Origin of the sequence: Flavobacterium sp. ALJ2 (assembly GCF_015594725.1) — a bacterium.
GTDB lineage: Bacteria > Bacteroidota > Bacteroidia > Flavobacteriales > Flavobacteriaceae > Flavobacterium.
Genome location: NZ_JADNRC010000001.1, coordinates 380,691 through 393,695, shown reverse-complemented (window position 1 = coordinate 393,695; position 13,005 = coordinate 380,691). Strand labels below are relative to the sequence as shown.

Annotated in this window: 10 protein-coding genes; all 10 read right to left on the bottom strand. The window is 31.7% G+C overall.

The window, feature by feature from the left end; genetic code table 11:
* Positions 1 to 132: 132 nt before the first annotated feature.
* Entirely contained in the window at positions 133 to 858 is a 726-nt protein-coding gene (locus IUY40_RS01730) for a toxin-antitoxin system YwqK family antitoxin (protein WP_195735161.1), read from the bottom strand.
* Positions 859 to 959: 101 nt separating this feature from the next.
* Positions 960 to 2,861, bottom strand: a complete 1,902-nt coding sequence (gene yidC / locus IUY40_RS01725) for a membrane protein insertase YidC (RefSeq protein WP_195735160.1) — start codon at positions 2,859 to 2,861, stop codon at positions 960 to 962.
* Positions 2,862 to 2,927: 66 nt separating this feature from the next.
* Positions 2,928 to 4,541 (bottom strand): CTP synthase, encoded by a 1,614-nt coding sequence (locus tag IUY40_RS01720; protein ID WP_195735159.1) that lies wholly within the window; start codon positions 4,539 to 4,541, stop codon positions 2,928 to 2,930.
* Between the two features lie 594 nt (positions 4,542 to 5,135).
* Positions 5,136 to 5,549, bottom strand: coding sequence for a DUF4190 domain-containing protein (locus IUY40_RS01710; protein WP_195735157.1), 414 nt, complete (start codon positions 5,547 to 5,549; stop codon positions 5,136 to 5,138).
* 182 nt (positions 5,550 to 5,731) lie between these two features.
* Positions 5,732 to 6,028, bottom strand: a complete 297-nt coding sequence (locus IUY40_RS01705; protein ID WP_195735156.1) for a hypothetical protein — start codon at positions 6,026 to 6,028, stop codon at positions 5,732 to 5,734.
* A gap of 18 nt (positions 6,029 to 6,046) precedes the next feature.
* Entirely contained in the window at positions 6,047 to 6,283 is a 237-nt protein-coding gene (locus tag IUY40_RS01700) for a DUF3820 family protein (RefSeq protein ID WP_195735155.1), read from the bottom strand.
* A 169-nt stretch (positions 6,284 to 6,452) separates the two neighbouring features.
* The gene (gene nagB / locus IUY40_RS01695; protein WP_195735154.1) at positions 6,453 to 8,381 is read right to left on the bottom strand and encodes a glucosamine-6-phosphate deaminase; all 1,929 of its coding nucleotides are present in this window, start codon (positions 8,379 to 8,381) and stop codon (positions 6,453 to 6,455) included.
* Between the two features lie 43 nt (positions 8,382 to 8,424).
* Positions 8,425 to 9,807 carry a glucose/galactose MFS transporter gene (gene gluP / locus IUY40_RS01690; RefSeq protein WP_195735153.1) on the bottom strand — a complete coding sequence of 461 codons (1,383 nt, stop codon included), beginning with the start codon at positions 9,805 to 9,807 and terminating at the stop codon, positions 8,425 to 8,427.
* A gap of 181 nt (positions 9,808 to 9,988) precedes the next feature.
* On the bottom strand, positions 9,989 to 10,864 hold the full coding sequence (locus IUY40_RS01685; protein ID WP_195735152.1) for a sugar phosphate nucleotidyltransferase: 876 nt from the start codon (positions 10,862 to 10,864) through the stop codon (positions 9,989 to 9,991).
* A 23-nt stretch (positions 10,865 to 10,887) separates the two neighbouring features.
* Entirely contained in the window at positions 10,888 to 11,967 is a 1,080-nt protein-coding gene (locus IUY40_RS01680) for a galactokinase family protein (protein ID WP_195735151.1), read from the bottom strand.
* Positions 11,968 to 13,005 lie beyond the last annotated feature (1,038 nt).

Sequence of the window (13,005 nt, the reverse complement as noted above, 5' to 3'; positions counted from 1 at the left end):
ATTAGTTTATACAATCAAGGGGTAGATAAAAGTTATTATAGTTTTTGATGCTATTTATTCCTCCAAAATAACAACAACACAAATCTATTGAACATCTATTAGTTGAAGTTCACCTGAATATTTAATGTTGTTTTATTTTTTCTTCTTTTCAACCTTAGTAGCGGTTTCATTTGTGTTTTTTGGGTCACTCATATTGACTTCTTTTACTAGTTTTCCTTTTTCAAAAAACTGCCAATTACCCGATTTTTTGCCATTTACAAATATCCCTTTTGAAGCAACAACTCCATTCGAATTATTAAAAACAGCTTCTCCGTTTAACTCGTTATTTTTATAATTTAATTGCTCTAAAACAGTTCCGTTTTCGGCATATCGTTTATAATAACCTTCTTTTATATCGTTTTTATAATTCATTTCTTCAGCAATCTTCCCATTTGGATAAAAAACAGATCGCAAGCCATTTAGCTTTCCTTTACTATACTTCTCAATTGTCATTACAGTTGGTGAAGCCTGATGATAATATTTCCATTCCCCTTCAAAAAGCTTATTGATCACTTTTCCTTCACTTACTTTATTCTTCGCTTGATCATAAAAAATAGTATAAGCACTACCATCGTTGGCACTAAAATCTCTTGTTGCAATTATACTAGCAGCTCTGGTATCATCATAAAACTTAAAGATACCTGTTTCCTTACCATGACTAAAAGTTCCTTCGTAACGGGGTCTTTTTGATTCTTCATAAATCCCTTTCCAAAGTCCATCTTTTTTTCCATCCGCGTCGAGCTTATTCAAGTTTGCTTGAGCATTTATAAAAAAAGCATTCAACAAAAGCAATCCGAGTATTATTCTTTTACAAATCATTTTATCTTCTATTTAAAACCTTAACGAAATAGTGTATTATAAATTATACATATATAAAAAAATCCCGATAAATCGAGATTTTTTTATTTTCAATGTTTATGTTATTTTTTTCCTTTGGCAGCTTTAGCAGCTTCTTGTTGCTCCATAACTTCTTGTAAACGTCTTTGGAACTTACCTTGTTTTTTAGGCTCTTTTAATTTATTTTCTTGGATTTGAGCGTGGATTTTATCACTATCTACAATGTAGTTTTTAATTACAAACATAATTCCGATTGTAATTAAGTTAGAGATAAAGTTATATAAACTCAAACCTGCTCCGTAAGAGTTGAAGAATATCAACATCATAAGTGGAGAAACATAAATCATGATTTTCATCATCTTAGCCATATCCGGCATACCTTCTTGTTGTGGAGCTGCCATTTGTTGGTCACCAGATGTCATTTTCATATAAAAGAAAATCGCAATTGCTGCCAATATCGGGAACAAACTAATATGGTCTCCATATAAAGGAATGTGGAATGGTAATTTTGCTATAGCATCAAATGAAGATAAATCATCTGCCCAAAGGAAGCTTTTTTGTCTTAACTCAAAAGCTGATGGGAAAAACTGGAACGAAGCATACATAAACGGAAGTTGTATCAAGGCTGGTATACAACCCGCCATTGGGTTTACTCCAGCTTTATTATACAGCTTCATTGTTTCTTGCTGTTTCTTCATTGGGTCTTTCTTGAATTTTTCGCCCAACTCAGTAATTTCAGGTCGCAATACTTTCATTTTTGCCTGTGACAAGAATGATTTATAGGTTATTGGTGACATTGCTATTTTTATCAAAATTGTAAAAACAATAATAGCAATACCATAAGAAATATAAGAGCTTAAGAATCCAAATAATGGAATGAAGATAAATTTATTAATCCATCCGAAGATACCCCAACCCAAAGGAATGATTCTCTCTAAATTTGCATCATATGATTTTAAAGTTTTATAATCAGATGGCCCAAAATACCAACTCATTTTATAATCAATCTCTCCATTTGAAAATGCTAATGGTACATTTGCTTTAAAATCTTTTGTAAATGTTGTATCAACTTTCTCATCTTTAACTAAGTTATGAGAATGTAATCTTGATTTTTCAAAAGGAGTTTTTGTCAATAAAATTGTAGAGAAGAAATGTTGTTTAAAAGCAACAAAACTTACTTTTTCTGGCGTTTCTTCTTTGTTCTCTCCTTGACCTACGTAGCTAGTTTTTCCGTCATTATATTCATAATATATCTCTGCATAACGGTTTTCATATGAAACACTTTTTTCGTTTCTATACGTTTTTAAATCCCACTCTAAATCCAAAGGTTTAGATGTATTCAAAACTTTATTTAATCCTTGTGAACGAAGATCAAAACCAATCATATAATCATTTGGCTTTAATACATATTTATATTCCAAAAATTCATTTGGACCTGCTTTTAAACGCATAGACAATACTTGATCCTCACCATTTTTAGTCAATGTTGGCTCAAAAAATAAATCTTTTGTATTTAAAGTACGATTATCATTAGTAACCAATTGAATATTTAAATTAGCATTGTTGTTTTTTATCAACTCTACTAATTCACCTGATCCTTTTTTAAATTTTTCATATTTCTTTAAAATAGCTTCTACTATATACCCTCCTTTATTGGCGATTTTTAGTTTTACTACATCATTTTCGATAGTTGTATAAGCATCTTTAGCAGAAGGAAGTGTAGCTGAATAAGCAAATCCACCTAATGTTTTTTGCAACTTTGCTAATTGCAATGTATCTCCAGGAGTTGTTGCAACTGGCAAAACCGCAGTTTTAGCAGTAGCCTCTTTAGCTTGAGCTTCTTGTTTTGCAACTAATTCTTTCTTGGCTTTTTCTGCAGCTATAGTAGCTTCAGAAGGCTTGTTTTGATACATTATCCAAATCAAAATACCAAAAATCAATATAAAACCAATAACCGAATTGAGATCAAATTTTTTTTCTTCCATTGTAATTTTTATTCTAAATTTTATGTTTGCGTTTCTTCTCTTTTTAGAAACTTATACAAATACGTATTATTTTTTGTGAGCTGTTACTGCAGCAGCTACAAAATTCACAAAAATTGGGTGCGGATTCGCAACTGTACTTTTGTATTCTGGATGGTATTGTACTCCAATAAAAAATGGGTGATCTTTTAATTCTACAATTTCTACCAATCCTGTATCTGGATTTACTCCTGAGGCAATTAATCCTGCTTTTTGCAATTCATCTACGTACTGACTGTTATACTCATAACGATGTCTGTGACGCTCAGAAATAGTTGTTTTACCGTAAATTTTATGTGCCAATGAGTCTGGTGTAATATCACATTTCCATGCTCCAAGACGCATTGTTCCTCCTTTATCGGTTATTGTTTTTTGCTCTTCCATCAAATTCACAACTGGATGAGCGGTATTCTCATTCATTTCTGTTGAATTTGCATCTGCATATCCTAAAATATTACGAGAATATTCGATTACTGACATTTGCATTCCAAGACAAATTCCGAAAAATGGAACTTTATTTTCACGTGCATAACGCACAGCTTCAATTTTTCCTTCTATTCCTCTTTCTCCAAATCCTGGAGCAACAAGAATTCCGTCTAAACCTTTCAATTTGTCTTCTATATTATCAGCATCAATAAACTCTGAATGTATAGAAACTACATTTACTTTAGTTTCATTTGAAGCTCCTGCATGTATAAATGCTTCTAAAATTGATTTGTAGCAATCTTGCATTTCTACATATTTACCTATCAAACCAATATTAATTGTATGCTTTGGATTTTTTAATCTTTTTAAGAATGTATTCCAGTTTTTTAAATCTGGAGCTGCTTTCTTAGGCAAATCCAATTTCTTTAAAGCAACTACATCTAATCCTTCTTCTAGCATTAAATTAGGTACTTCGTATATTGTAGATGCATCGATTGACTGTATTACAGCTTCTCTCTTAACATTACAGAACAAAGCTAGTTTGTTACGTAATTCATCTGAAAGTTCGTGCTCTGTTCTACAAACTAAGATATCAGCTTTTATACCGCTTTCCATCAACGTTTTTACAGAGTGTTGTGTTGGTTTTGTTTTTAACTCTCCTGCAGCAGCCAAATAAGGCACTAATGTTAAGTGAATTACAATTCCGTTATTTTCACCCAATTCCCATACTAACTGACGAACTGACTCTATATAAGGTAATGATTCTATGTCTCCTACTGTTCCACCTATTTCAGTAATAACAATGTCGTAATCACCAGATTTACCTAGCAATTGCATTCTATCTTTGATTTCGTTGGTAATATGAGGTACTACCTGTACTGTTTTTCCAAGAAATTCTCCTCTTCTCTCTTTTTCAATAACCGAAAGATATACTCTACCTGTAGTTACATTATTAGCCTGAGATGTAGGAACGTTAAGAAAACGCTCATAATGTCCTAAATCCAAATCAGTTTCTGCACCATCATCAGTCACATAACATTCTCCGTGCTCATACGGGTTCAATGTCCCCGGATCTACATTTATATATGGGTCAAATTTCTGAATAGTTGTGCGATAACCTCTTGCTTGTAACAATTTTGCTAAAGATGCTGCGATAATCCCTTTTCCTAGTGAAGAAGTCACACCGCCAGTAACAAATATATATTTCGTTTGATTCATTCTGCTGTTGTTTGTATTTTAGTTGTGTAAAAAACTTGGCAAAAGTACAAATTTAATTGGACATTTTGTCAATTAGATAATTAGATAATTTTCATTTTTTTTAAACAGACCCTTTAGTTGTTTCCGTAATTCACAATTTTTCTTTTCAAAGCGACTCCTTTTTAATCAATCTACTTATTCTATCTTAAATTTTATATTACAACTAAGTTATAAAATGAAAAAACAAAAAATATAGAACTGCAAATGATATCAAAAGTCAATAACAACTTAAAATTAGAGAAATTAATTATTTTATTAATAACCAAACGAGCTACTAATTGAATTAGAAAAAATAAAAATATTTTTAAACTGTAGGTATTATAAATAATTGCCTGCTTGAAGTTAAAATTCAGAATTTGAAAAAAGGCTCTTGTTAAGCCACGGCTTTTACAATAGCTTATTGGCATGCCTTCACAAGAAGAGCGCACTCCAAAATTCAAAAAGGCTGACAAATAGGAATAAAAAAAGATAAACATAATTAATATAATAAAAATTAAGTTTATCTTTTTGTAAGAATCTATTCCGTAAGAAGTTTTTGTTTCCAAAGAATATATATTATTTCTCCCCTTCTATTTTAACTGTATCTGTTGTTATTTCTACACTGTTTTTTAAAGAATCTTGTAGTTTTTTTGTTTCAACATTTATAGAATCTAAAGTTTTACCGATCTCTTCTTTATGAGACACAGCTGCAGAACCAATACTTCCTACAAAAACTAACACCCATATAATAACAAAAGCCGTTGCAACTATTCCTAGTATCAAGCCTGCTTTTGGCATCGTAGTGGGAGCATTTTCATTTTTTGCTTGCGATAAGCCAATTGCTCCAAAAATAATAGCTAACACTCCAAAAAGTATTGCAATTAAACCGAAACAAGGTATAAACGCAGCTATAGTAGCTAGTATCCCTAATACAAAAGCTGCAATACCCATTCCTTGACCTGCATTCGATGTAGGTAGATTATTTTCCATATATTTTATATCTTAATTATTACAAAAATAAAGAAACACATACATAAACCTTATAAATTGATCATAAGTTATTAACAAATAAATAGCTATTAGACTTACTTAGATTTTTAGACTTGACTTTATCTCTTTAAACTTATTTAGATTATAAATCCCAAAGTGAAATACCAAAATCGCAGTTTTTACTAATCCCATATCATTAATAATCCGAGAATAAAACCATAAATTAAAGAAAAAACAACGGCAAGTAGTAATGCTATAACTCCTACAACAAAGCTGACTTTTGATAATGTAGTTGAAGCATTATTACTTTTTGCCTGAGACATTCCTATTGCTGCAAAAATTATTGCTAAAATTCCACCAATTATAGCTAGTACATCGATGCAGGGTATAAAAGCAACCATCATAGACACTATTCCCATTACCAACGCTGCAATACTCATGTTTTGCCCCGCCTTTGATTGTTGAAAATTATTCTCCATACCTTTTTTACTGATTTATTATTTTAAAGGCTTTGGATATTGTTTTTTGATATTTCTAATCAACTCTTCTAAACCGTTAAGTTTTAATTCGTAAACCAATTGTAATTGCAATCCTAATTCACCTTTTGGAAACCCCTTATTACTATACCAAACTACGTAATATTCTGGTAAATCAATAAGAAAACGCCCTTCGTACTTCCCGAAGGGCATTTTTGTATGTGCCAATTTTATAAGTTCTTTTTTATTTTGTTCCATATTTTAAATAAAAAGAAGCAAGAAAAAAGAGTACAGAATGAATCTTTTTTCTTGCTTTTAATTTAGTACAAAGCTATTTTATTTTTATGGATATTACAGCTTTTATGTATGATTTACAATATTTCGTCTCAGTTCACCACTACTGTAAACTGGCACTGAACACTGTAACCTAAAAGTGCCATCTTACGAAAGCTTCCATTGCAGCATAACGTGACAATCCCAATTCGTTGTATATTTGTGCTGTTTCAGCATTTCTGTCTTCGGCTCTTTGCCAGAATTCTCTAGCATCTGATCCTTGGAACACAACGCCATCTTTTTGAGATTGATGTTTGAAGATTCCGTGTCTTTTTGCTAATACTTGATCAGGGCTCATTGGTACTGCCATTTCTATTTCGTCAATTCCCCATTCTTGCCAAGCTCCTCTGTACAACCAAACCCAACAGTCTTTCATATACTCTTTTGTTTTTAGTTGTTTTACTGCTTCAAAAATTGCATCCAAACATACTTTGTGCGTTCCGTGTGGATCGGCTAAATCGCCTGCTGCATATATTTGATGTGGCTTGATTTTATCGATTAAATCCATTGTTAATTGAATATCTTCTTTTCCAATTGGTTTTTTCTCGATTGTTCCTGTTTCATAAAATGGAAGTTCCATAAAATGAATCTGCTCGTCTGGTAAACCTACAAAGTGGCTAGTTGAACGTGCTTCTCCTTTTCTGATTAATCCTTTTATGTAACGAACTTCTGGAATATCAATCTCGCTATTCTTTTTGTTTGTTAAGAATGTTACTGCTTTTTGATAAATATTTTCTGCTTCGGCACTTTTGATTCCAAATTTCTCGTTGTAATCTATTACGAATCTTGCAAAACGTAAGGCTTCATCATCAGCTACTGCAATATTTCCTGAGGTTTGATATGCTACGTGTACTTCATGCCCTTGTTCTTGCAAACGCATGAATGTTCCTCCCATACTAATGATATCATCATCTGGATGTGGGCTAAATATCAATACTCTTTTTCTTGCTGGCTCAGCTCTTTCTGGTCTTTTGGTATCATCCGCATTTGGTTTTCCTCCTGGCCATCCTGTAATTGTATTTTGTAGTTTATTGAATATCTTAATATTGATATCGTAAGCTAGTCCTAAATCGGCCAATAAATCGCTCATTCCGTTTTCGATATAATCAGCATCGGTTAGCATTAGGATTGGTTTTTTCAAATCTAAGGCTAATCCTAAAACAGCTTTTCGGGTTAGCTTATCTGTCCAAACTATTTTTTCTACTAACCATGGTCTATTTATCCTTGTTAGTTTTGACGATGCTTCTTTATCTAAAACAAAAACAACATTGTCATGCTCTTGTAAAAATGACGCAGGAATTCTATTCGTAACTTCTCCTTCTACAGATTTTTTTACAACCTCTGCTTTTCCTTCTCCCCAAGCTAATAATATAACTTGTTTGGCTTCCATTATCTTTTTTACTCCAAGTGTGATTGCTGTTCTTGGTGTATTGTTTAATCCAAAAAAATCTTTACTTGCTGCAACTCTTGTTATATGATCTAATGCTACTAATCTTGTTTTTGAGTTTTGCAATGAACCTGATTCATTAAACCCGATGTGTCCATTGGCTCCAATTCCAAGTACCTGCAAATCGATTCCTCCCAAAGCTTCGATTCTAGTTTCATAATCTGCACAATAATCTGCTATTTGTTCTTTTGATAATTGTCCGTCTGGAATATGATAATTTTCAGGCGAAATATCTACTTGATCCATTAACAATTCTTTCATGAATCGCACGTAGCTATTTACTGAATCTGGTTCCATTGGATAGTATTCGTCAAGATTAAAAGTAATTACGTTTTTAAAACTTAATCCTTCTTCTTTGTGTAAACGTACTAACTCAGCATACAATCCTTTTGGCGAAGACCCTGTTGCTAATCCTAATACACATGATTCATTTTTTTCTTGTTTTGACTTGATAAGTGCTGCTATTTGCTGTGCAACTGCTTTGGATGCTTCGGTTGAATTTTCAAAAACTACCGTGTCAATGTTTTCGAATCGTTTTTCGAAACCTGTCGCTTTATCTATAGAACTTTTTAACATTATTCGCTTCTTTTTATATTTACTTTATTTATTTATCCTATTTTTATTTGCTAGACCAACTTCTGTATTTATGTCCTTTAAATGCAAAAAATATAATCATTAAGTAGCATGGAACCAACATTAAATATGCTATTTGATTTCCGCTTTTTGCCGTTTTAGCAACTCCATTGGTAAGATTAGCAACATTAATACTCTCTGCCCAAGCTCCATAAATTAATGGAAAGATTGCTCCTCCTATTATACCCATAATTAATATTGCGCTTCCAATTTTAGTATATCCTTTTAAATCTGCAAGTGCCATTGGCCATATTGCAGGCCAGCAAAGCGCATTTGCAAGCCCCATTAAAGCTACTAAAATAACAACTAATGGTAAGGCTGGAATTCCCAAAAACTGAACCGTTATATCCGGAGATATAACAACTATTAAAATTACTAAAATTAATCCTAAAATTCCAGATGCTTTTAATGCAGTTACTTGAGAAAGATATTTTGGTATCAGTGTAATTCCTAAAACATATCCTACTACCATCGCTGACATAGTAAATGAGGTTAATTTTAAATAAAAATTACCATCTTTACCATACACTCCAAGTTCTTTTCCGAATCCTCCAATTGAATCTCCTGCTAAAACTTCGGCAGCCAAATATAACATTAAAGTTATTACTCCTAAAACTAATTGTGGGTGTTTGAAAGCATTTTTTATTTGTTTGAAAATACTTAAATTCGATACATCCCCTTCTTCATCCAAATCAATTTCTGGCAGTGGAGACAACTTAACTAAAAGTGCCAAAACCAAAATAACCAATCCCATATAAAGATATGGTGTTTGTAATTGTAATGTCAGCAAATTTAAAGCTTCTGTTTTAGAAACCTCGTCTAAAAGTGCAATTTTATCTGCTGTATATTCCTGCATATTTGACAACACCAAAGCCGTCAGAGCTAATGGCGCTATAAATCCTGCAAATTTATTTGCAATTCCTAAAACACTAATTCTTGCTGCAGCACTTTCTCTCGGACCAATAACGACTACATAAGGATTTGCAGCAGTTTGCAAAATTGCCAAACCTGTTCCCATGGTGAATAATGCCAATAAAAAGAATACGAAAGTTCTGGTTGCGGCTGCTGGATAAAACATAAAGGCTCCTAAAGCAATAACAATTAAGCCTAGTGAAATCCCGTTTTTATATCCTACTTTCTCAATAACCCAAGATGATGGAATTGCCATAACAAAATAAGCAATATAAAAAGCAAATGTTACAAAATAAGCCTGAGAAGCTGTTAGCTCACAGGCTAACTCAAAAAAAGGAATTAAAGGGCCGTTAAGCCAGGTGACAAATCCTAGAATAAAAAATAATGCGGTTAAAATAACCATTGGGATAATTGTACTCCTCTGGTCTATACGTATTGCACTTTCAATCTTTGACATAGTTGTTTTTTGGTTGATGATTAATTAATTAGTTGTTTTTTTCAATCTAAAATAGCACCAACACTTTCATAATTTTTGCAAATCAATCACAGGTTAATGCGATTTTTTTGCAATACTACGACAAAAGTAGTTCAATAAGTCCTTCTTATTCCTAAATTAGATATGAATTTTTTGTTAATTTTTATGATTCCCAGTTTAATTCTGGGTAATATCTTTTGAGATATTCCTTCACTTCTGCAATATCCTCTTTAGCAGTTAAATCTGGAACATGTTCTGAAAAAGGGATTCCTAAAGCGGTATTTAGATTGTCTTTTATTGTATTTAAAAGCACTGTAGGCAATTCTTTTTCATCTCTCTCTGGGTGAACTGGGCAATTTTTTAAATAAGGATACAACATTGCTCCATCAAATTTAAAAGCATTCATACTTACTCTTAATTTTCCTTCAGAATCTTTGTAATTTTCTAAATCATCAGCGGTTGGTTTTTCCAGAATATCTAGTAAATGGTTATTTTTATCTAGCTTGGCAATTGCAAAACGCGAAATTCTTTCGGATGGAAAATCCAATGCATCACGGTCGTAACCAATAAAAGCATTTGGACTATTGGTTTCTCTTAGCGCAAGTAGTGCTGCTGTAGAATATAAATTATCACTATTACAAACTGAATAACTTTGGGAATTCATCGCTGAATATTGTTCTACAGCTTGAAATAACGCATCGGCTGTACCAAATGGCTTCACTCTGTTTTCTGGAATATATTGAACTGCAAATGAAATGTTTAATCCATGAAAATTATTATTTTTATCTTGGTTTCCGTAGAATTCTTTAAACAATTCTCCCTGCTCTCCTATAATAATAATGATGTTTTTATATCCTGCTTTTTTTGCATTTAATAAAAGATAATCTAACAAAGGTCTTCCGTTTGGACCAACTCCTATTAAGCCTTTACTTCTTTCATTTGCCTGAGTAATTTCCTCTTGTGTTAAATTGTTCAATACAACTTCTTTTTTCATTCGAGATGATGCGCCGCCTGCTAAAATAATTAAATTGTCATGCATGATTTGTTCTTTAAATTTTAATATTATTCTATTATTCTCGCTCCTGGATCAACGGTTACTGCATAGGCTTCTTTTGCTCCAGCAGCCAATATCGCTGCCACAACTGCATCTTGTTTTTTAGGATCTGCAATTACAACAATACTTCCTCCTCCTCCCGAACCAACAATCTTGGCTCCATAAGCTCCTGCACGCAATGCTGCATTAATCATATCGTCGATTTTTGGCACTGTTATTTTTAATAAATCTCTTAAAACAGCATGATGCATGTTCATTAATTCACCTATTCTTACCAAATCAAGCGTTGGTTTACCAAATTCTTTTAAAGCTTCTTTTGTATATTGATAGTTCTTTATAGCTGCTTCAAAAAACGGAATCAATCTATCTGGCAAATAATTACGATATTTATCTACATCTTCTAATTCAGTTTTATGTAAATCAAAATCTTTAAAATTCTGTTTTATAATATCAATAGCTAATAATGCATTGCCTTTTAATTCGCCTATTAACCCTATTGTTTCCTTCGGAACTCCCGAAACTCCTGTAATTAATCCTTTCAATTCTGTGCCAATTATGTTGTATGAGAACGGAACGCTTGTATTAATATGAACAATATTTCCTACTCCTATACTAAAATGATCCATCATCCCTCCTGGTTCTCCATGCTCCAATACTTCCGAAGCATATCCCATTTGCGCTATAAATTCTGGAGTAACCTCACAATTAACACCATAAGCGGTTATTAAAAAGTTTATCCATGCCATTAATAATGCCGATGAACTTGAAGTTCCTGAATTAATAGGAATATCTCCTTTTATAGTAATATCATATCCAACAGTAGGGATACAACCGTATCTTCTTAAAACTCGTAATGAAGAAGCGAAGTAATCCCGTGGCTCTAATTCTACAAAAATTGCATTGATATCGATGATTCTAACTTCATTAATATCCTTCATATCTAGTTTAAAAACCGAAGTCTCATTTTGTACTGCTATTAATTGTATGTTTTTATTTATTGCACAAGCTATAACAGGTAATCCTAAATAATCTTGATGATCTCCAAAAAGGCAAGTTCGCCCTGGTGCCAATGATATAATTTTCTTCACTTTTAAAATATATTAAAACAATGTAATTCAATTCATTACATTGTAATTAGTTCATGAAATAAGTTTTTATTTTAGTTTTAACTTTACGAAACTAGATATTAAATTTTAATTAACCTAAGAAAAAACAAAAAATGTGCTCGAACACACTTTGTTTTTAAATTCGGAAATTAAAATACAGAAATCACTATTATTATTACATCAGCGATTTTAAAATAAATAAGGTGAATTAACAAAATCAGCTGACTCAAAAAAAAATAAAACCTGTTGTATATAGCCTCTATGATGAGTTAATTTATCCAATTTCTATTTCTATAATCAATTTTTTAATAATTATCCTATTTTAGATATACTCTTTGTTCTAAAAAAAATTGAATTGGCTCCTACTTTAGTTTAATACGATTAAGCTAAAAAAAATTTGACTGAAGATTAACGACTGTAGCTTTCAGATTTGCTATTAGCAAATAGCAAGATTATCTATTCTTTAGATTTTACACATATAAATCAGTAATCGTTTTATCGATTTTTCCACAATCTAATATCATTGAACTAAAGAATAGGAAGCAATGCAATTACCTAATATATCCTTTAACTATAATTCATGAAAATGATATTTAACGCATAGAATTTATAGGTTTAAAATCCAAAGTCAAGATGATTCTATAAAATTATATTTTTCGTATAGCCTATGCAATTTATGTTGAGTGAAACATTTTTTTTAGCCTTCGCTAGTTATGAATTCTATACATATAAGAAGAATTACATTCAACGGTTCTCTAATAATACATTAAAATAATTTTAACAAAAAATTACAACAGGAAATTTCAACAAATACAGCTTCGGAATTATACAATCAATTAGAGCAATTAAAAGGGAGTATTTACAGCTATTTTTTAACATAAAAACAATAGAAAAAACATTTCCAGTCCTCAGTTTTAAATTAAACCTACTCTATCATTTAACCCTAAATTATGCGAAGTCAGCATCTTTTAAACATTAATCACATACTTATCATAAAAATATTGTCAAAATAAATAATAC